The organism is Dactylosporangium salmoneum (assembly GCF_039532525.1).
In the GTDB taxonomy this organism is placed as follows: Bacteria; Actinomycetota; Actinomycetes; order Mycobacteriales; family Micromonosporaceae; genus Dactylosporangium; species Dactylosporangium salmoneum.
In genome coordinates this window covers 1-20,231 of sequence record NZ_BAAARV010000009.1, presented here as the reverse complement: position 1 = coordinate 20,231, position 20,231 = coordinate 1, and the positions used below count along the sequence as shown (strand labels likewise).

Annotated in this window: 17 protein-coding genes, 1 tRNA gene and 1 pseudogene; 8 read left to right on the top strand and 11 right to left on the bottom strand. The window is 70.8% G+C overall.

The genetic code is table 11. The features are described 5' to 3' along the window. Positions 1-229 (bottom strand): annotated as a pseudogene (locus tag ABD352_RS06295) (hypothetical protein); the annotation flags it as partial. A gap of 218 nt (positions 230-447) precedes the next feature. On the opposite strand from ABD352_RS06295, the gene ABD352_RS06290 reads away from it, so the two are divergent. Continuing rightward, entirely contained in the window at positions 448-1,101 is a 654-nt protein-coding gene (locus tag ABD352_RS06290) for a hypothetical protein (protein WP_344611252.1), read from the top strand. Positions 1,102-1,242: 141 nt separating this feature from the next. Here the strand turns inward: ABD352_RS06290 and ABD352_RS06285 are convergent, their stop codons facing one another. From ABD352_RS06285 to argS, 5 genes are all read right to left on the bottom strand, one after another. Beyond that, entirely contained in the window at positions 1,243-2,463 is a 1,221-nt protein-coding gene (locus ABD352_RS06285) for an MFS transporter (protein WP_344611251.1), read from the bottom strand. A gap of 116 nt (positions 2,464-2,579) precedes the next feature. After that, a complete protein-coding gene (thrC, locus tag ABD352_RS06280; RefSeq protein WP_344611250.1) occupies positions 2,580-3,629 on the bottom strand; it encodes a threonine synthase in 1,050 nt (349 codons plus the stop codon). A gap of 5 nt (positions 3,630-3,634) precedes the next feature. After that, complete coding sequence (locus ABD352_RS06275) at positions 3,635-4,906, bottom strand: homoserine dehydrogenase (protein WP_344611254.1); 1,272 nt, start codon at positions 4,904-4,906, stop codon at positions 3,635-3,637. Positions 4,907-4,921: 15 nt separating this feature from the next. Then, positions 4,922-6,307, bottom strand: a complete 1,386-nt coding sequence (lysA, locus tag ABD352_RS06270; RefSeq protein WP_344611249.1) for a diaminopimelate decarboxylase — start codon at positions 6,305-6,307, stop codon at positions 4,922-4,924. Between the two features lie 8 nt (positions 6,308-6,315). After that, the gene (gene argS / locus ABD352_RS06265) at positions 6,316-7,974 is read right to left on the bottom strand and encodes an arginine--tRNA ligase (RefSeq protein ID WP_344611248.1); all 1,659 of its coding nucleotides are present in this window, start codon (positions 7,972-7,974) and stop codon (positions 6,316-6,318) included. A 199-nt stretch (positions 7,975-8,173) separates the two neighbouring features. Here argS and ABD352_RS06260 point away from each other — a divergent pair, with 199 nt between their 5' ends. The 4 genes from ABD352_RS06260 (at position 8,174) to ABD352_RS06245 (ending at position 11,402) form a co-directional block, all read left to right on the top strand. Continuing rightward, on the top strand, positions 8,174-9,127 hold the full coding sequence (locus ABD352_RS06260) for a thioredoxin-like domain-containing protein (RefSeq protein WP_344611247.1): 954 nt from the start codon (positions 8,174-8,176) through the stop codon (positions 9,125-9,127). A gap of 3 nt (positions 9,128-9,130) precedes the next feature. Continuing rightward, positions 9,131-9,760: a DUF305 domain-containing protein gene (locus ABD352_RS06255; protein ID WP_344611246.1), complete on the top strand. Its 630-nt coding sequence runs from the start codon at positions 9,131-9,133 to the stop codon at positions 9,758-9,760. A gap of 84 nt (positions 9,761-9,844) precedes the next feature. Then, positions 9,845-9,916, top strand: a tRNA-Arg gene (locus ABD352_RS06250). 478 nt (positions 9,917-10,394) lie between these two features. Further along, positions 10,395-11,402 (top strand): RNA polymerase subunit sigma-70, encoded by a 1,008-nt coding sequence (locus tag ABD352_RS06245; RefSeq protein ID WP_344611245.1) that lies wholly within the window; start codon positions 10,395-10,397, stop codon positions 11,400-11,402. A 189-nt stretch (positions 11,403-11,591) separates the two neighbouring features. On the opposite strand, the gene ABD352_RS06240 is transcribed toward ABD352_RS06245, so the two are convergent. The 3 genes from ABD352_RS06240 to ABD352_RS06230 form a co-directional block, all read right to left on the bottom strand. Continuing rightward, positions 11,592-12,179: a dihydrofolate reductase family protein gene (locus tag ABD352_RS06240; RefSeq protein ID WP_344611244.1), complete on the bottom strand. Its 588-nt coding sequence runs from the start codon at positions 12,177-12,179 to the stop codon at positions 11,592-11,594. A gap of 232 nt (positions 12,180-12,411) precedes the next feature. Further along, positions 12,412-13,626 carry a hypothetical protein gene (locus ABD352_RS06235; RefSeq protein ID WP_344611243.1) on the bottom strand — a complete coding sequence of 405 codons (1,215 nt, stop codon included), beginning with the start codon at positions 13,624-13,626 and terminating at the stop codon, positions 12,412-12,414. A gap of 277 nt (positions 13,627-13,903) precedes the next feature. After that, positions 13,904-15,451, bottom strand: coding sequence for a hypothetical protein (locus ABD352_RS06230; protein WP_344611242.1), 1,548 nt, complete (start codon positions 15,449-15,451; stop codon positions 13,904-13,906). 256 nt (positions 15,452-15,707) lie between these two features. On the opposite strand from ABD352_RS06230, the gene ABD352_RS06225 reads away from it, so the two are divergent. Next, positions 15,708-16,838 (top strand): DUF4365 domain-containing protein, encoded by a 1,131-nt coding sequence (locus ABD352_RS06225; protein WP_344611241.1) that lies wholly within the window; start codon positions 15,708-15,710, stop codon positions 16,836-16,838. Positions 16,839-17,049: 211 nt separating this feature from the next. Further along, complete coding sequence (locus tag ABD352_RS06220) at positions 17,050-17,625, top strand: hypothetical protein (protein ID WP_344611240.1); 576 nt, start codon at positions 17,050-17,052, stop codon at positions 17,623-17,625. Here the strand turns inward: ABD352_RS06220 and ABD352_RS06215 are convergent. Next, entirely contained in the window at positions 17,601-17,963 is a 363-nt protein-coding gene (locus tag ABD352_RS06215) for an ATP-binding cassette domain-containing protein (RefSeq protein ID WP_344611239.1), read from the bottom strand. The genes ABD352_RS06220 and ABD352_RS06215 overlap by 25 nt on opposite strands. A 336-nt stretch (positions 17,964-18,299) precedes the next feature. Between ABD352_RS06215 and ABD352_RS06210 the strand changes: the two genes are divergently transcribed. Continuing rightward, complete coding sequence (locus ABD352_RS06210; RefSeq protein ID WP_344611253.1) at positions 18,300-19,295, top strand: LD-carboxypeptidase; 996 nt, start codon at positions 18,300-18,302, stop codon at positions 19,293-19,295. A 1-nt stretch (position 19,296) separates the two neighbouring features. On the opposite strand, the gene ABD352_RS06205 is transcribed toward ABD352_RS06210, so the two are convergent. Next, on the bottom strand, positions 19,297-20,231 hold a 935-nt coding region (locus ABD352_RS06205; protein ID WP_344611238.1), incomplete at its 5' end, for a hypothetical protein.

Below are 20,231 nucleotides of genomic sequence, written 5' to 3'. Positions count from 1 at the left end.
AGGGCTGGCCACCCGGCCCGGACACCGGCGCGGCGAAGGGCGGAGGCCCCGCGGGGGCGCCGGGCGGCGGGCCGGGAGGGACGGCCGGACCGGGTGGCGTCGGGCCGGCCGGCGGGATCGGGCCCCGCGGCACGTACGGCTGCGCGGCGTACGCCGGGCCGGCGGCCGGCTGCGGAGGATACGGGCCGGCCGGGGGCGGGTTCTGCGGATCGCTCGGCGGAACAGTCAACGTGGCTCCTGCGTGTGCGGATGAGGAGAGGACCGGCGCAGCGCGCGGACGCCCCGAGCGTAATGGCACCTGTCGAAGCGGGCAGGGGCCCCAACGGCGGATTCATTCCGTCTGAAAGGCAGCATGGAACGCTGGACCGACGAATGAGGACCCTTCGCGCGGGTCGCTACCATTCGGGGCGGGAGGGGTAGGCGACCATGAATGCCGAGGACACAACTGTGCACGACGACGGGAAGCGGTTCCGCGTATACCTGCAGGTGGTCGGCACGATCGTCGGCATATTGGCGGCCGCGACGCCGGGCGTGATCTGGGCCGTCGACCATTTCGGCCACCAGGACCCGAAGCCGCCCGCCGCCACGCAGGCCCAGAGCGCGGCCCGCAACGAGGCGGGCGACCAGCAGGCCCCGCCGCCGGCGACCACGGCCGCCGGGCCGACCACGGTGGCGACCACGCCGGTCGCGGCCGGGAACCGGGCGTACCTCGACACGCTCTCCCCGGACACCGGCTCGACCAACCTGGCCGACCTGCCGCGGGCGCTGCGGGAGCAGCCCGGCTACGAGCACCCGGTGACGATGCCCTGCGGCTCGAACAACTCGGGGGACACCAAGCGGCTGGTCAGCTACCTGCTGGAGAAGCGGTACGTGAACCTCACCGCCGACGTGCACTCCTACAAGGCGAACCCGGACGAGTACCGCGTCCAGCTGCGCTTCTACGCCGACAACAACCAGCCGCAGGTGGTCGAGCTGACCGGGAACCAGCAGCAGCAGTTCACGATGCCGGTCGACGGGGTGAAGAAGCTGACCCTGGAGCTCACCTGCGAACGGCCCGGCGCCCTGGTCACGCTGACCAACGCCTGGCTCGACCGAGCCTGATCTTCGCTTTTGCCCGAAATGTCGGGCGCTGGCGCGCCGCGACATTTCGGACTTATAACCTGGCGGGGTATAAATCCGATAAGTCGTGGCGCGCCAGCGCCCGACTTATCGGTTCGAGGCTTGTGTCCTAATTGGCGGTAGTCAGTCCGCCGGGGACGTTGCCGGGGACGGGCGGCGCAGGGTGAGGGCGGACCATCCGGCGGAGTAGAGGACGGTCACCGCGCCGCAGGCGGCCAGCAGCAGGCGCGGGTTCGTGTGGTCGATGAAGGCGCCCACCGCGAGCTGGCTGGCCGCGACCGACAGCGTCGCCAGCATGAAGTCGGTGGCGAAGACGCGGCCGCGCAAGGCGTCGGGCACCTCGGCCTGCAGCACGAAGTTCGACATCATCCAGTTGCCGCCGGCGCCCAGGTGGGCCAGCACCACGCCGACCAGGGCCAGCGGGAACCAGGTCACGAGGCTCACGCCGATGTAGGCCAGGCCGTAGGCGGACATCGACAGGGCGAGGCCGGGCAGCAGCCAGGAGCGGTGGGTCAGCACCCGGCGGAGCACGATCGGGCCGATCAGCGCGCCCAGGCCGCGGGCGGCGAAGAGCAGGCCGGTGCCCATCGGGCCGGCGCCCAGCGTGACGGCCAGGACCGGGAAGAGCGTGAGCACGCCGTTGCCCAGGCCGACCGCGGACTTCACGGTGACCAGCGAGGCGACGCGGGAGTTTCCGCGGATGTACCGCAGGGCCTCCGCCACGGCGGCGAAGGGCCTTGCCGGGGTCTCCTCGCGGGCGGCCTGCAGCGGGCGGCGGACCCGGCCGACCTGGAAGGCGGACAGGCACAGCAGCGCGCAGGCGGCGACGAAGCAGGGGTACGGCCCGAACGCCTCCGACGCGATGCCGCCCAGCGAGGCGCCGATGACCAACATCGTGCCCCACGCCGAGCCGCTGAGCGCGTTGGCGGCGGTCAGGTCCTCGGGGTCCACGACGTTGGGCAGCGCGGCCTGGGCGGCCGGGGCGAAGTACGCCTTGGCCACCGCGATCGCGCCGACGGCCACGAGCGCCACCCAGGCCGTCGACGCCGTGCGCACCAGCAGCAGGGCGAGGGCGCAGGCGGCCATCGACAGGTCGGCGGCGATGAGGATGCGGCGGCGGTCGAGGCGGTCGGCGACCGTGCCGGTGTACGGCAGCAGCAGGGCGGTCACGCCGGTGTCGGCGGCGAGCACCAGGGCGCCCCACACACCCGTGCCGGTGAGCCGGGGCAGGAGCGTCAGCAGCGGGATCATCACGAACCAGTCGGCCCCGAGGCCGATCAGGTCAGCGGTGAAGAGGTTGCGGAAGTCCCGGTTGCGGGTGAGTACCGAGATGCTTGCGGGCACGGACGTACCGTAGGCCTTTGGCACCGCGGGCCTGGCAGGGAGGGCCGCCAGGCCCGACCGGTCTCTGACGGGAGCAACGGCCCCTGGTTGCACGGACCGGAGCCATGAAAGCGCTTTTAGGCCAGATCCAACGCCTTCGCGGCGGCGAGGATGTCGGCGGACACGGTGGTCGGCGCCGGGGCGATGGAGATGGCCCAGTCCGGGTCCTTCAGGCCGTGGCCGGTCACCGTGCACACGATCTTCTGCCCGGAGTCGATGCGGCCCTGCTTGTGGGCCTGCAGCAGGCCGGCGACGCTGGCCGCGCTGCCCAGCTCGACGAAGACGCCGACCGAGCGGGCCAGCAGCTTGTAGGCGGCCAGGATGTCGCGGTCGGTCACCGCGTCGATGAGGCCGCCCGACTCGTCGCGGGCGTCGACCGCGCGGGTCCAGCTCGCCGGGTTGCCGATGCGGATGGCGGTGGCGATCGTGCTCGGCTCGCGGACCACGGCGTTGTTCACGATGGGGGCGGCGCCGGAGGCCTGGAAGCCGAACATGCGCGGGCGGCGGGTGGCGTTGCCGGCCGCGTGGTCCTCCTTGTAGCCCATCCAGTACGCCGTGATGTTGCCGGCGTTGCCGACCGGCAGGCAGTGGATGTCGGGCGCGTCGCCGAGGTCGCGCACGACCTCGAACGCCGCCGTCTTCTGGCCCTCGAGACGGTCCGGGTTGACCGAGTTGACCAGGGACACCGGGTAGTCCAGGGACAGCTTGGAGGCCAGCGCGAGGCAGTCGTCGAAGTTGCCGGTGACCTGCAGCAGGCGGGCGCCGTGCACGAGGGCCTGGGCCAGCTTGCCCAGGGCGATCTTGCCGGTCGGGACGAGCACGGCGCAGGTGATGCCGGCCCGGGCGGCGTACGCGGCGGCGGAGGCCGACGTGTTGCCGGTGGACGCGCAGATGATCGCCTTCGAGCCGGACTCGAGGGCCTTGGAGACGGCGACCGTCATGCCGCGGTCCTTGAAGGAGCCGGTCGGGTTGGCCCCCTCCACCTTGAGGTACACGTCGCAGCCGGTGCGCGCCGAGAGCTCCGGGGCCGGCAGCAGGGGCGTGTTGCCCTCGTGCAGCGTCACCACCGGAGTCTGCGGCCCGACAGGCAGCCGGTCCCGGAATTCCTCGATCAGTCCACGCCACATGGTGGCTACTCCCCTTCGACCCGCAGGACGCTCGCCACGGCGCGAACGAAATCCAGTGCCCGCAGCTCGGCGACGGTCGCGGCGAGGGCGCGGTCCGGCGCGGCGTGCGTGACGATGACGAGCACGGCCTGGTTGCCGCGGCCGGCCTGGTTCACGGTCGCGATGCTCACCCCGTGCCGGGCGAAGACGCCCGCGACGGCGGCGAGGACGCCGGCCTTGTCGGAGACGTCGAGGCTGATGTGGTACCGCGTGAGAACGTCCCCGATCGGCGAGACCGGGAGGTCGGCGTAGGCCGACTCGGACGCGCTGCGCACGCCGGCGAGGCGGTTGCGGGCAACCGCGACGACGTCACCGAGCACCGCGGAGGCGGTCGGGGCGCCGCCCGCGCCGCGGCCGTAGAACATGAGCTGGCCGGCCGCCTCGGCCTCGACGAAGACGGCGTTGAACGCGTCGCCGACGCCCGCCAGCGGGTGGGTCCGCGGGATCATCGCCGGGTGCACGCGCACCGACACGGCACCGTTGGCCTTCGACGCGATGCACAGCAGCTTGATCGTGCAGCCCATGGCCTTGGCGCTGGCCACGTCGGCCGCGGTGACCTCGGTGATGCCCTCGCGGTACACGTCGGCGGAGGTGACCCGGCTGTGGAAGGCCATCGAGGCGAGGATGGCGGCCTTGGCCGCGGCGTCGAAGCCCTCGACGTCGGCGGTCGGGTCGGCCTCGGCGTAGCCCAGGGCGGTCGCCTCCTCCAGCGCCTCGGCGAAGCCGGCGCCGGTGGCGTCCATCGAGGACAGGATGAAGTTCGTGGTGCCGTTGACGATGCCGGTCACCCGGGTGATCCGGTCGCCGTGCAGGGATTCGCGCAGCGGGCGCAGCAGCGGGATGGCGCCGGCGACGGAGGCCTCGTAGTACAGGTCGGCGCCGCAGTCGGCGGCCGCCTTGTGCAGCGTGGCGCCGTCCTCGCCCAGCAGGGCCTTGTTGGCGGTCACCACGCTCTTGCCGGCGTGCAGCGCCTCCAGCAGCCAGGAGCGGGCCGGCTCGATGCCGCCGACCACCTCGACCACGATGTCGACGTCCTCGCGCGTGACCAGGCCGAGCGCGTCGGTCGTGAACAGCGCCGGGTCGACCGGCAGCTCACGGGTCTTGTTCAGGCGGCGGACGGCGACACCCACCAGCTCCAGGGGCGCGCCGATGCGGGCCGTCAGGTCGTGCTCCTGCTCGTGCAGCAGGCGAACCACCTCGGAACCGACGGTTCCGCAGCCCAGCAGCGCTACCTTCACCGATTTCGGCATCAGTCACCCCACGTCCAGTCGCAGCAGATCGTCCACGGTCTCGCGGCGGACGATGACCCTTGACTCCCCGTCAACCACCGCCACGACCGGCGGGCGGGGGACGTGGTTGTAGTTGCTCGCCATACTGCGGCAATAGGCACCGGTGCCCGGGACTGCAAGAAGATCTCCGGCCTTGACGTCCGCCGGCAGGAATTCATCCTTCACGACGATGTCCCCGGACTCGCAATGTTTTCCCACCACGCGGGCGAGAATCGGCGGTTCGGAGGACGCCCGGCCGGCCACGGTGGCCGAGTAGGCGGCGTCGTAGAGGGCGGTGCGGATGTTGTCGCTCATCCCGCCGTCGACCGAGACGTAGGTCCGGATGCCGTCGACGTCCTTGACCGTGCCCACCTCGTAGAGGGTGAACATGGCCGGCCCGACGATCGCCCGGCCCGGCTCGACGGACAGGTGCGGCACGCTCAGGTGCAGCGCGGCGCACTCCTGCTTGACGATGCGCAGTAGGTCCCCGGCCAGGTCGCGCGGGTCGGCCGGCTCGTCCTGCGTCGTGTACGCGATGCCGAAGCCGCCGCCGAGGTCCATCTCGGGAAGCTCCCGCCCGTGTACCTCACTGACGCGCGCCTGCAGCGTCAGCAGCCGCCGCGCGGCCACCTCGAAGCCCGACGCGTCGAAGATCTGCGAGCCGATGTGCGAGTGCAGGCCGCGCAGGTCCAGCACGCCGTCGGCGAGGATCTTGTCGATCGCCTCCGCGGCGGCGCCCCCGGCCAGCGAGAAGCCGAACTTCTGGTCCTCGTGGGCGGTGGCGATGAACTCGTGCGTGTGGGCCTCGACGCCGACGGTCACCCGGACCATCACCTTCGGGCGCTTGCCCGTCCTGATGGCGATCTGCGTGAGCCGGTCGATCTCGTCGAGGGAGTCGACGATGATGCGGCCGACGTTGTGCTCGACGGCCGTCGCGAGCTCTTCGACGGACTTGTTGTTGCCGTGCAGGCCGATGCGCTCCGGGGGCATGCCGCCGCGCAGGGCGACGGCCAGCTCACCGCCGGTGCACACGTCGAGGGAGAGGCCCTCCTCCACCAGGATCTTCACGATCGCGGTGGCGATGAAGGCCTTGCCGGCGTAGTAGACCTCGGCGCCGCCGAACGCCTCTTTGAACGCCTTGCACCGGGCGCGGAAGTCCGCCTCGTCGAAGATGTACGCGGGCGTGCCGTGCTGCTGGGCGATCTGCGTGACGTCGACGCCCCCGACGGTGAGTGCACCGCTTTGTCCGCGTGTGACCGTTCTGGGCCACAGAATCGGGACCAGAGTGTTGACGTCGTCCGGGGTGCGGAGCCAGGACGGGCCGTTGGAGCCCAGGTCGGCGTGCAGGGCTCCCGCCTCGTGTGCGCGCATCTTTCTCTCTACATCCGTTCCGGCGCCGAGACGCCGAGCAGGTCCAGACCGTTGACGATGACCTGGCGGGTGGCGTCGTTGAGCCAGAGCCGCGCCCGGTTCGTCTCCGTGAACGGCTCGTCTCCCATGGGCAGCACCCGGCAGTTGTCGTAGAACCGGTGGTATGCCGCGGCCAGGTCCTCCAAATAGCGTGCCACGCGATGCGGCTCGCGCAGCTCCGCCGCGGTGGCGACCACGCCGGGGAAGTCCCCGAGCGCCTTGAGAAGTTCAAGTTCCTTCTCGTGTACGAGGAGTGCCGCATCGTAGGCGTCGCCGCGCTCGTGGCCGAGGTCGGCGGCGTTGCGCGCGACCGAGGCGGTGCGCGCCCCGACGTACTGCACGTAGAAGACCGGGTTGTCGTTCTTCTGCCGGGTGATGACCTCGATGTCCAGCGTCAGCGGCGAGTCGGTCGAGGAGCGGGCCAGGGAGTACCGCGCCGCGTCCACGCCGACCGCGTCGATCAGCTCGTCGAGGGTGATCAGCGTGCCGGCCCGCTTGCTCAGGCGCACCGGCTCGCCGCCGCGCAGCAGGCTGACCAGCTGGCCGATGAGCACCTCGATGTTGCGCTGGGGGTCGTCGCCGGCGCAGGCGGCGATCGCCTTGAGCCGGCCGATGTAGCCGTGGTGGTCGGCGCCGAGCATGTAGATGCAGCGGTCGAAGCCGCGCTCGCGCTTGTTGATGTAGTACGCGGCGTCGGCGGCGAAGTAGGTCTTCTCGCCGTTGGAGCGGATCAGCACCCGGTCCTTGTCGTCGCCGAAGTCCGTGGTGCGCAGCCACACGGCGCCCTCGGACTCGAAGACGTGGCCCAGCTTGCGCAGCGCGTCCAGGGCGTGCTCGACGGCGCCGCCCTCGTGCAGGGTCTTCTCGGAGAACCAGACGTCGAAGTGGACGCCGAAGCGCTCGAGGCTGTCCTGCATCTCCTTGAGCATGTACTCGTAGGCCTTTTGCAGGAACGCCGCCTGCTGCTGCTCTTCCGGCATCTGCAGAATGTCCGGATGCGCGGCCTTGATGGCATTGGCGATGTCCTGGACGTACTCGCCGGGGTAGCCGTCCGGCGGGGTCGGCCGCCCGTGAGCGGCGGCCATGACGGACTCGCCGAAGCGGTTCATCTGCACGCCGGCGTCGTTGATGTAGTGCTCGCGGGTCACGTCGGCGCCGGCGGCGGCCAGGATGCGCCCGAGGGCGTCGCCGACCGCGGCCCAGCGGGTGTGGCCGAGGTGCACGGGCCCGGTGGGGTTCGCCGAGACGAACTCCAGGTTGACCTTCTCCTTGGCCAGGGTCTCGCTGTGGCCGTACGCCGGGCCGGCCCTGACGACCAGTCCGGCCAGCCCGCCGGCGGCGGCCGCGGACAGCCGGATGTTCAGGAAGCCCGGCCCGGCGATCTCCACCGCATCGATGCCGGGAGTTTCCTGCAAGTTTTTCGCGACCGCGGCGGCCAGCTCGCGCGGGTTCAGGCCGACCTTCTTGCCCAGTTGCAGGGCGATATTGGACGCATAGTCACCATGCTCCGGGTTACGCGGCCGCTCCACGCTGGTCGTCGCCGGAAGAACGGACGCGTCGAGGTCACGCTCGGTGATGGCCGTGCGAGCGGCGGCGAGTACTACTACGGCGAGTTCAGCGGGAGTCACCGACAAATGTTATCGGGGGTAGACTCCGGTACTTGGCGGCGGCCCGTTGTGCTGGTCACAATGCGGGACGGCTGGGACCGTACTTCCCCCTGAAGACGGGACCCACGGGACCAGTTCCCCGCCGTGTCCCCCGACCGTTGACCAGACGAGGCCCGATGAGCGAGCACAACGCCCAGCGTTGCGAGGCGACGAGATGAGCATGAGCACCCAGCACAGTGGCGGCAACCGCAAGCCGTCCACCAAGCCCGCTGCCGGCGCGAAGCCGAAGCAGGGCGGTGACGAGGAACTTTCATCCTCGGAGGTCGCCGACGAGCTCGACACCGAGCTCGACTCGGACGCTGAGGCCACCACCGACGCCGACGACGACTCGGACGTTTCGGACAAGCCGGTCTCGACCAAGCCCAAGGCCAACCCGCGCAAGTCGGCCCCGGCCCGCAAGACGGCGCCGGCCGGCGCCAAGCGGCCCGCCACCGCCGCCGCGGTCAAGAAGATCGCCCCGGTCAAGGTCAAGCAGGGCATGTCCTGGGGCCCGATCGCGCTGTTCACCACGGTGGGCGTGCTGGCGCTGGGCATCGTGGGCTTCGCCGGCTACCAGGTGTACGAGAACGGCCTGGGCTGGAAGGACCGCGCGGACCAGATCAGCGGCATCAAGGACTACTACAAGATCGACAAGGACCTGGTCGGCCAGCGCGAACACGTCTGGGGCCCGCAGACGTACAAGCTGAGCCCGCCGGTCGCCGGCAACCACAACCCGAACTGGCAGCGCTGCCTGGGCGACGTGTACCCCACCCAGATCGCCAACGAGCACGCGCTGCACAGCCTCGAGCACGGCGCCGTGTGGATCACCTACAACCCGAGCCTCCCCGCCGACCAGGTGGAGAAGCTGGCCAAGCGGGTCCGCGGCAACGACTTCATGCTGATGAGCCCGTACCCGAACCTGGACAAGCCCATCTCCCTGCAGGCCTGGGGCTTCCAGCTGAAGGTCGACAACGCCGACGACAAGCGCATCGACGAGTTCGTCAAGGCGCTGCGGCAGAACGCCACGCTCGAGGCCGGCACGCCGTGCTCCAGCGGCAGCATCATCACCGAGACCGGCACCACGCCCCACGACCTGGGCAAGGACAGCGGCTCGACGCAGATGGGCAGCAACTAGCCCGTGATCGGACAACTGTCCCGGCGGGCACGCCTCTCCTTTGGCGTGCTCGCCGCGGTTCTCCTGCTGGTGACCGGCACCGCCATCGGTTACCTGATCCCGACCCTGACCCGGCCGGGCGATGACTCCATCGACGCCGGCTTCGCCCGCGACATGAGCGTCCACCACGCACAGGCCGTGGAGATGGGCATGTTCGCGTACCGCCTGGGCTCCTCCGAGGACATCCGCATCCTGGGCTACGACATCGCCGCGAGCCAGCAGTGGCAGATCGGCCAGATGCAGACGTGGCTCACGGAGTGGCACCTCTCCCCCACGTCGTCGAGCCGCAAGATGGCCTGGATGCCCGCGGGCATGAACACCCTGCAGGCCGACGGCCGCATGCCGGGCATGGCCTCGGACGACGAGCTGAAGAAGCTCAAGTCCTCCACGGGCAAGGACTTCGACATCCTCTGGTGCCAGCTCATGCTGCGCCACCACCTGGGCGGCATCCACATGGCCGAGATCGCCGCCAAGGACGCCAAGGAGGCAGAGGTCCGCGACGCCGCCGAGAAGATCCGCGTCTCGCAGTCCTACGACATCTCCGTGCTGACCGAGGACCTGAAGGACCTGGGCGCCCAGCCCTTGTCGTCCTGATCCGCTCCCCCGCCCCACACGCCACAGGGGAACCGCCGCGCGGGGCGGGGAGCGGCTCTGCTACTCTATTTGAGGCCAGTTAAGGCCCCCGTAGCTCAGGGGATAGAGCACCGCCCTCCGGAGGCGGGGGCGCAGGTTCGAATCCTGCCGGGGGCACGTCACAGAACTGCAAACGCGCAGCGCGGCCGGCCTCTCACTGTTCGTAGAGGCCAGTTTCGCGTTCGAGTAGATGTTCAAGGATGCCCCCGGCCGAGCGGCTGGGGGCATCCTCGCGTTGGCTCGATGTACGGGCGCGGAACGCGCCGGGATCGCTGCTACATGTTGACTGGCGGTACGACCGCAGCCCGGCCAGGCTTGGTCGAGGTGACCGGCGGGATCGCTCCTATCGCGGCTGCCCACCGTAATTTGGTATGGCTCTCATCCGGCATGCGTCCTGCCTGATTTCGGCAAGTTGAGGTGGCCCCGGTTCGGCTACTACGGCGGCCTGTGTCCGACCTGGAGCACCTACCCTGGATCGACCCGACCCATCCGCCCTGACGAACGGCCCGGTGTCAGCGGCTTCACCGATCAGAATTCTTCCGCCACGTCGTCGGTTCTGGTAGCCCCCCTCGCACCGGTGGAAGGATTGGTGACCATGACCGACGCTAGACCGCTGGGCGCTGACGAGGCCTCGTTCATCGCGGTGGTTCGCTCGGGCGATACGGCGCGGTTTGCGCTCATCACGGAGCGCCACCGGCGTGAGCTGCAGGTGCACTGCTACCGGATGCTTGCGAACTACGAGGACGCCCAGGACATGACGCAGGAGACGTTCCTGCGAGCGTGGAACAAGCGGGAGTCGTTCAAGGGCCACGCTGCGCTGCGGACCTGGCTGTACCGGATCGCGACGAACGTCTGCCTTGACTTCCTGGAGAAGCGCAATGACCGCACACCCGTACCGTCCGGGCTGTCGGACTCCAGCTCCGAGGTGCTGTACCTGCAGCCGTACCCCGACCGGATGCTCCCCGAGGACCCGCAGGAATCGGTGGTGGCGCGGGAGACGATCGAGCTGGCGTTCATCGTCGCCGTGCAGCACCTGCCGCCGCGGCAGCGGGCGGTGTTCATCCTGCGCGACGTCGTCGGCTGGCCGGCGTCGAAGGCCGCCGACGCCCTCGATCTGACCATCGCATCGGTGACCAGCGCGCTGCAGCGGGCGCGCGTGACGATGCGCGAGCAGCTGCCCGACCGCCGCCTCGACTGGCGGAGCCCCGCCGCCCACGAGCTGTCGAATGACGAGCGCGGCGTGGTGAAGTCGTACATCGACGCCCATGAGCGCAATGACCTCGACGGGCTGATGTCCCTGCTGCGCGACGACCTGCGCTTCGTGATGCTGCCCGAGGCGGGCACCTCGGTCATCACGGCCAAGGACGCGGTGGACGGCTGGGTCTCCGGTGGGCTCTTCCAGCCCGGCCACGACGACTGGCGCTGTATCACCACGACGGTCAACCGCATGCCCGCCGCCGTGCTGTACCTGCGCACCCCCGACGACCCGGAATACCGGCTATTCGCCATCGCGGTCCTGCACATCGTCGACGGGAAGATCGCCGAGCTCACCGGATTCGACGCCACCGACAAACCATGGCTGGACCTGCCCCCAACACTGTGATCAGACAGGTCCCCATCGTCGACGAGTCCAGCGCCACGGGCCGGCGTCACCGAAGTCACCGCGGAATGAGCATCCCGACCAACGCGAACACCACCGCCCCGCCGGCGTTGCCGGCGGGGCATCTTGATGCCCGACGAACGTCAGGAAGGATCTCGACCCGGCCTCACGAGCCGAGCAGCCGGCCCGTGCTCATCGCCTCGTCTCGTATCGGGTCAGCACGACGCCGCCGGGAAATGTCCGCGTCTCCACGAGGTTCAGGTTCACCCAGCTGTCCAGCGCGGTGAAGAACGGCGTGCCGCCGCCCACCAGGACCGGCGCGGTGACCAGTATGTACTCGTCGATCAGCCCGGCCCGCATGGCCGCCCCGGCGAGCGTCGCGCCGGCAATGTCCATCGGGCCGGCGTCCTCGGTCTTGAGCCGGGTGATCTCGGTGACCGCGTCGCCGGTGACCAGGCGGGTGTTCCAGTCGACCGTGCTGGTCGTCGAGGAGAACACCACCTTCGGCATGTCCCGCCAGCGGCGGGCGTACTCGATTGCCGCCTGTGTGGCGCCGGGCTGCTGGTCGGCGGTCGGCCAGTGGGAACTCATCCCCTCCCACAGCTTGCGCCCATACAGCGCCAGGCCCGTCGCCCCCACCCGGTCGGACCACCACTGGAACAGCTCGTCGCTCGGCGACGAGTCCGGTCCCTCACCGCCACTCCAGCCGAGGTCGTCGCCGGGCGCGGCGATGTAGCCGTCCAGGGTCACATTCATGCCGAAGGTCAGTTTCCGCATCATGCCAGCCTCTCGTAAGCCGATCTCATACGTACAGACGGGCGCTGCGCGAAAACCTCATCGGTGCGCGCTGCCGGCAGACACAAGGTCACCGCGCAGACATGGCAAGCCAACCGCATCGGCGAAGACGGAGCCGGGGGCACCACTTGCCAGGACATCTTGTCCAGCCAAAACGAAGCCCTGGACCAGCGACGACGCTGGCCAGGGCTTCGAGACCAGGCCCGGGCGGCGCTGGTTACTTCTCTGCGCCATGCTGGTCGTCGGCGGGGCGCTGCACGTCGCGGAAGTCGTCGATCCACGCATAGCCGCGCCCGGCCTGGCCGTTCGGTGCCGGCTGCACCGTGTACGGCGCGAACACGCTGTTGAGCAGCCACGGCACCTTGTCCGGGCCCCAGTTCTGCTCCATCACGGTGTCCTGCCTGAAGCCGTAGCCGGCCACGGCCAGCCGCCCGGTGGCCCGGAACGCCGTCATCTGGTCGCGCAGGAAGTGCTTCTGGCTCTCGTACCACGGGCTGGAGGACAGGAAGTCGTTCCATTCCTGCTGCGGGAACGGGTGCGCGATGGCCGCCTCGATCACCTGCCAGACCTTCGCGTCGGCGGCGAATCCGTAGCGCTGGGCGAATTCGGGTGCGATGGGGTCGGTCATGTGCCGCTGCCAGTACCAGACGAGGGAGAACTCCGTGGCCAGGAACTTCTGGTCGGGTCGCAGGCGGGGAAGTACGTAGTCGAGGAAGGGCTGCACCGCTTCCCGGCTCGGCACGTGCGGATGAATGTCGACGCCCTGGATTTCCGGCGTCGCATTGACGAACTGCAGCCATCGCTCGACGACCGGTGTACGGTTCGCGGGCAGGTCAAGGCGGTTGAGCGCGCCCATGTACAGCTGCGTCTTGCAGTTCGACGCGCAGTGCGCCCGGCGGTAGGCGATGACGTGCTCGGCGACGGTTTCGTAGAAGTTGTTCAGGGCCTCGGTGCGGTCCTGCGGACGGCTCTCGTTGAAGGGCTCGTTGCCGATCGTCAGGATGTCCACCCGGCCCATGACGACCGGCAGAACCTTGTCCACGCGGGCCAGTTCGGCTGCCATGGCGGCACTGCCCGGCGCGGGCATTTCCGTCTGGGCGAGCGGGAACTTCAGGCTGAGCACCGTGCCGTAGTTGCGCCGCGAGGCGTCCAGGATCGTATGGATCGTGGTCGTGGCCGCGACGTCGCCCTTGTCCGCGTCCGGCATCGTGAAAAATCCCCGGATCCAGGTGGCCCGGGCGGCTTGGAGCTCGTGATAGTCAAGGCTCCCGAGGTCCTGGTTGAAATTGGCGGCCAGAACGCCGTCAGCGGGGTGTGGCCGGCTCATGGCGCCGCTGGGCACCACCCTGTCCTGCGCGGCACCCGGCTGCGCGCTCGCGGCCGTCGGCATCGCGCCCAATGCGAGCCCGACCGCCATGGCGGTCGCCGGCACCAGTCGAGACAACATTCGTTCCTCCGTGGTCTGCTGCCGGTCGCGCGCAGAACCGCTACGTCCGGCGGGGCAAGTTCTCACTGCTTGCCGACGTTAGGAAGGACGAATTATTCCGGCAATGACCCGTCACAATGAGTTTTGGTACCTCGTCATGCAGCACCGGCGCCCACAAGAAACGCGAATGCAAGGAATCGCTAATCGAACGGGAGTCGCCGATGAGAAACGGCATCAAACCAACAAGGCCGGTTATGGAGCAGACGCCGACGCCAATGAGCGGTCAGGACGCCAGGGCGGCGCGGAGGCCGGTCAGATCCTCGGGTGCCTTGCGGCGGGTCTCGTCGAGGCGGCGGCACAGGTCCGACAGGGACTGCCGCTCCTGCTCCACCATCTTGTCGGCCCGCTCCCGGGCGGCCCGGAGCCGTTCGCGCCGGTCGTTGGCCTCCATGCGGTCGGCGAAGATGCGGCGGACCCCCACGAACCCGAAGACCAGCGCGACGAGCACCAGCACGACGGCGAGTCCGACCGGCACCGCGAGGGCCCCCGCGAGCGTCAGGACCGCGGCGGCGAACCAGGCGTACCGCTGCCACACCTTCGACGGCCCCTCGGGCTCGCGCGCCTCGATCGCCCGCTGCAACTCGGCCACGTCGGCGGGTGCCGGCCCGTTGGCCCGGACGCGAACCGCCTGCCGCTCGATGGTGACCGTCTGTTCCTCCGGGTCCGGCACGTCGGACTCCGCGCACAGGGCCTCCCCCACCGCGAGCAGGCGATCCCGCAGCACCCGCCGGGCCAGCGCGCGACGACCCGGCGCCTCCCCGAACGCGTCCGCCACCAGCAGCGTCAGCGGCAGCCCCGCCGGATCGTCCCAGCGCGTCGCCGGCGTGACCTCCCGATCGTCGATCACCGCCCGCAGCTCCGCGATCCGCCGCAGCGTCGCGGCCTCCTCCTCGGTCCCCTCGTCCACGAGGCCGGGCAGCAACGCCTCCAACGCCGCTCGCGACTGCGTTGCGGCCGGAGAGGCAGTGGGAGCGGTCGACAGGGCCCAGTCCCGGAGGGCGGCGAGGCGTGAGCCCGCGGTCAGGGCTGCGGCGGCCTTGCGGTCGGCGGAGATGGTCAATCCCGTCACCGGGGCCGCCGAGGGCAGGGCCTGGATCCGCTCCGTGAGCGAGCGGTCGAGGGCCGCGCGGCGTTCGTCGCCCAGGCCGGCGACCAGAGCGGTCAGGCGCGCGGCGACGAGCTCCAGGCCCACGTCGCCTAGCTGGCCGTCGGCGGCGGCCATCCAGACCGCGCGCTCGGCCGCGGTGAGCTGGGTGTCGGCCAGCAGTTCGGAGAAGGCCGCGCTCACCCACCGTACGTCGGAGGCGGTGCCCGACATGATGAGGAGCAGCGCGGTGCGGCGAAGGTCGCGCGCGGCGGCGCGGTCCAGGTCGGCGGAGGGGTCGTCGCCTCGGGTGAGGGCGGCCAGGGCGGAGGCGGCCGGGGCCAGCCAGTATCCGTCGACGTCCTCCACTGTGGCGGGGAGGGCGGGGGCGGCGCCGGCGCGGACGGCGAGCACCTGACGCATCCGGTGGCGGGCGCGGGCGCCATCGTCGAAGCCGGTCATGTCCGCGCGCAGGTCACTGAGCTCGACGAACGCGTCGAAGGAGACGATCAGGCGGCTGAGTCGCTGCTCGATGGAGCCCTGGAGGCGGGACAGCTGCGAGCGCAGCGCCCGGCTCTCGGCGCGCTGCCCGCTGAGCGAGGACTCGATCTCACGGATCGCCCGCTGCTGCTTGAAGTCCTGCCAGCTATCGCTGAGCAGCCAGTCCCGGAACTCGCCGTCGGACACCCTGGGATTCCCTCCTACCGATCGATCTTCCCGGCACGGTAGCGATGCCGCGCCAGTACCGCCGGTCAGCAGCTCGGTGACCACGTCCACCTGAGGCTGAAGATCACGACGGACCTGACACGCTCGCCAGATCAGACCGCCCTGAGGTCATCGCGGGCCCGCGTCACATCCGTGGCCCTCCCGCCACCCGCCGCGGCCGGAACGCCCGTCACCGGAGGGGCGGTAGATTCCCGACGTCCAATGTTGGGAGGGTCTGGTGCCGAAGGTATCCGGCAGCCGCCGGCCGGCGACCGCCGCCGTCAATGCGCTGCGAACGCTGCTGGAGAGGCACTATCACATCGTCCAGGAAATCGATCAGCGCAACGACTTCGGGGCCGACCTGTACATCCAATTCACGCAGGACCGCGAGGTCACGGGCGACATCGTCAACGTGCAGGTCAAGGGTGGAACCTCGTGGCGCCGCCGCGGTGGCTACGGCGTGCCGGTCGGCGATCACGCGGCCATCTGGGCCGACGGGAACGTTCCCGTCATCTGCGTCGTCCACGACCCGCGAACCGATCGTCTCTACTGGGCAAATGCCACCGAGCAGCTCCTGACAGCCCGCCGCGAGCTGGTCCTGCTGAGGACCATCTTGGTCAGCAAGGAAGCCGTACTCGACGAGCAGTCGCTCGATGATTTCGTCACCGAGACTCGCCGGTACGTCAACCGCTACCGTGGCGCCCACGCGATGCGGACGCAACTCAGTGAGATGTCAGGCGCCGATTTCGGGCCGTCGGACATCGTCCTGCACTTCATCAACTACGTCGGCGAGGACCTCATCTTCTGGCAGTGCCGCGGCGAAGGCTTCGCCACCCTGCTGCACAGCGATCTCGACTGGGCTCCGGAATACGTCGGGCCGGAGATGCTTCGGTTCGACGGCATCGATGGTCATCGCCGCCACGGCGCGGCTGCGACGCTCGGCGACACCATCCTCGGCGACGACGAGGCGATGTGGATCCTGGCATGCTTCGCGGCGACCGCCTGGGCCCGCGAGCCGGCTCCGGACCGGCAACATGCGTCCATCCGAGCCGAGGTAGCGGACAACTACGTCGGGCAGCAGATCGTCAAGCGCATCGAAGCCGAGCCCGACCTGCTGGCCCGATCCGCAGCGGCCTTGCAATCCGCGCCTTTGAAGGATCCCGAGGTACGCGAGCTGGAGAGCGACCACGACATCGTCGACGAGGCGATGGGCGCAACCAAGGAGACGTGGCAGTACATGTCGTTCGAGGCGAAACGGCTCGCGCTCATATACCTGATCGACCATGTGGGGATCGGCGCGCCGACAGACCCGATCGGCCAGCAGATCCAGATCGCCTGGCGCGTACCTGACCGGCCTGGTCGCACCTGAGGTCCCCGACATAGCTGCGACCAGGCGATACACTCCCTGTTCGGCATGCTCGCGTGCCTGACCTCCTGACCGGGTGCCCACGCCGCCCGGCCGTGCGGAGGCGAAGGTGGCACCTGCTATCGCGGGAGCGACACACGCCGTCTGATGAGCCTTCCGGACGCGCGCGACGCAGGCGTGGGCGACGGCGGCTGCGCGCGCGAAGGACACGATCATGACGCAGCAGAAGAAGCTCAAGCAGCTGATCCGGGCACGCATGGCCAAGACGGGTGAGACCTGCACGACGGCTCGCCGGCACATCCTCGCCCACGCCCCGGACGAGGTGCAGTTGCCGACCGGCGTGCTGCCGGCCTACACGGCGTTCGGGCCCCGCCAGCACCACGACTCCGGCCTGGTCGCTCATGTGCTGCGACCCGTCTACGCCCAGTTCTTGGAGGAAGCCGCCCCGCTGCTCGACGACCGGCTCGCCGATGCGGCGGCGCTGATCCGTCAGTCGGGTCGAGGCTGGTCGCAGCTGGCGACGCTGGCCCAGGACACGGCGAGCGGGCTCGGCGCGTACATCGAGCTGGCCGAGGAGCGGCTGGAGCTGATGTTCAGCCGCGGCCCGGACGCGGCGCCGGAGGTCCGCGAGATGAACGCGCGGCTGGACGCCATGACCGCCGACTACGCCGCGACCGATCCGCTCGGCGACAGCGGCCGCGCGGAGCTGTTCGAGGCCATGGCCGACCTGGTCGACGCGTGTGCGGAACAGGAGCGACAGGCCGTTCAACTCCTGCGGGCCGCCGCCTGACGGAGCTGGTAGCCGCCGTCCCGGGCCATCAGCGCGTCGTGGCCGCCCTGCTCGGCGATCACGCCGCCGTCGAGCACCACGATGCGGTCGGCCGCGCGGACCGCGTTGAGCCGGTGCGAGATCAGCAGGCTGCTGCGGCCCTCGCGCAGGCGGCGCAGGCTCTGGTGGATCAGGTGCTCGGCGGCCGCGTCCAGGCCGGCCGACGGCTCGTCCAGGATGAGCAGGTCGGCGCAGGAGCGCAGGACCGCGCGGGCGATCGCGAGGCGCTGCCACTGGCCGCCGGAGAGCACCACGCCGGCGGCCGGGTCGTCGGTGGCCTCGTAGACCCGGCTCAGCACGGTCCGGTAGCCGCGCGGGAGGGCCGACAGGGTGTCGTCCAGGTCGACCTCGGCCGCGGCCGCGCGCGGCCAACGGCGCGGGCACCGGCACCAGCCCCGCGAGGGAGCACCGGAAGCCCGCCCGGTCGCGCAGCTTCGCGACCCCCGCCACCGCAAAGGTCAGGCAGAGCAGGACCCGGGCCCCGAACGCGACGTACCCCATACCGCCGCACGTTAGGAGGGGGCGGCACACGCCACGCACATCGTCGATACATCACCGCGGCGGCGATAGGCTAGGCGGCCGTGACGCCCGACCTCGTCCATCCGCCCAAGGCCCGCCCCGGGGACCGGATCGCGGTGCTCTCCCCCTCCTTCGCCGCGCCCGGCGTCTTCCCGGCGGTGCACGAGCAGGCGATGCGGCGGCTGGCCGAGACGACCGGGCTGATCCCGGTCGAGTTCCCCACGACCCGGTGGGTGGGCGCCCCGCCCGAGGCCCGCGCCGCCGACATCGACGCCGCCTTCGCCGACCCGGGCATCCGCGCGATCATCGCGGTGGCCGGCGGGCACGACCAGATCACCGTGATCCCGCACCTGGACCCCGCCCTCGCCCGGGCCGACCCGAAGCCGTTCGTCGGCACGAGCGACAACACCAACCTGCACCAGTGGCTGTGGGGGCACGGCATCGCGAGCTTCTACGGCGGCTCGACCCAGGTGCACCTCGGGCCGGGCCCGGCCGTGGACGACGTGCACGCCCGGGCGCTGCGGGCCGCCCTGCTCACCGGCGGGCGCCTGGAGGTCACCGATCCCGGCGAGTCCGAGGACGTCGGGCTCGACTGGGGCGACCCGCGCGCGCTGGAGCAGTACGGCGAGCGCGAGCCGACCGAGCCGTGGACCTGGGCCGGGCCGGCCCGGGCGGTGACCGGCCGCACCTGGGGCGGGTGTCTGGAGGTGCTCGAATGGGTGCTCACGGCCGGCCGGTTCCCGGACGACCCGGCGGCGCTGGACGGCGCCGTGCTGCTCATCGAGACGTCCCAGGAACTGCTGCCGGCCCGCAACGTCGGCTGGATCGTGCGCTCGCTCGGCGAGCGCGGGCTGCTCGGCGCCGTGCAGGCCGTGCTGGTGGGCCGGCCGCCGGTCTCCGGCCTCGACCGCCGCCCGGACGCGGCCGAGCGGGCCCGGCTGCGCGCCGAGCAGCGCGACGTGGTGCTGGCGACGGTCGAGCGGTACAACCCGGGGGCGATCGTCTGCGCGGGCGTCCCCTTCGGCCACACCCGGCCGCAGTGGATCCTTCCGCACGGCGGGACGATCACCGTCGACGGCGCCGCGCGGCGGATCCTCGCCGACTACTCCTGACCTAGAACCAGCCGGCCGGGTCGTGCGCGACCTCCAGGTTGCGCAAGACGGCGTCCAGGCCGCCGGGGAGCTTGCCGGCGACGGTGGGGCCGTGGGTGGCCAGCTCCAGGTACACCCCGTCGACGTCGTAGACCTGCAGCCCCTTGCCGCCGTCGGAGCCGGTGGTCCGCCGCGCCGGATGGCCGTCGACGGTCGTGTTCGGTTCGCCGAGCGTGGCGCCGTTGTCGTTGCCGATCTGGGCGGTGGTCACGGCCATCACGCGCAGCGGCCAGTCGCCGAGATCGTTGACGCCGCCGGCATCGCTGAAGTCCAGCTCGGCTGACCAGACCCCCGAGCCGTAGCTGTAGACCGATGCGCCCATGAGCCGGAACGCCGGGGGGATGCCGGACGCCCGGATCGGCATCCTGATCGGCCTGTCGACACCGAAGCGCACCGACTCCGCGACCCGCCGGGCCACCGCCCGCGGGTCGGCCAGGTCGGCCACCGTCACCTCGGCCCAGGAGCCCGGTGCGTACTGCCAGCGCAGCACCGTGGTCCCGCCCTCCTGGCCCCAGCGCGCCGGGCGGCCGCCCACGGGGTCGGCGTCGGTGTAGGTGACGTCCGGGGAGATCTCGCCGCCGGGCGGCACCGTCACCAGGCTCACCCGGCCTGGCTGCTCCTTCGCGGTGACCGGCGCGGCGGCGGAGACCCTCTGCCGGACGGGCTCGGTGTACACGCCCCGGCTGGTCAGGCCGTCGGGCACCCAGCCGAAGTCGGCGTACTGCACCAATGGATCGAACCTCGGTGGCGCCGGGACCGATATGCCGGTCGGCGAGACGGCCGGCGTCCCGGAGGCGGCCGGCGGCGGTGCCGAACGACCCGGAAGGCCCAGCCCGGCGGCGGCCAGCACCGCCGCGACCGCCAGCTCGGCGCCGCCCACCGCGGCCAGCCGGCGCC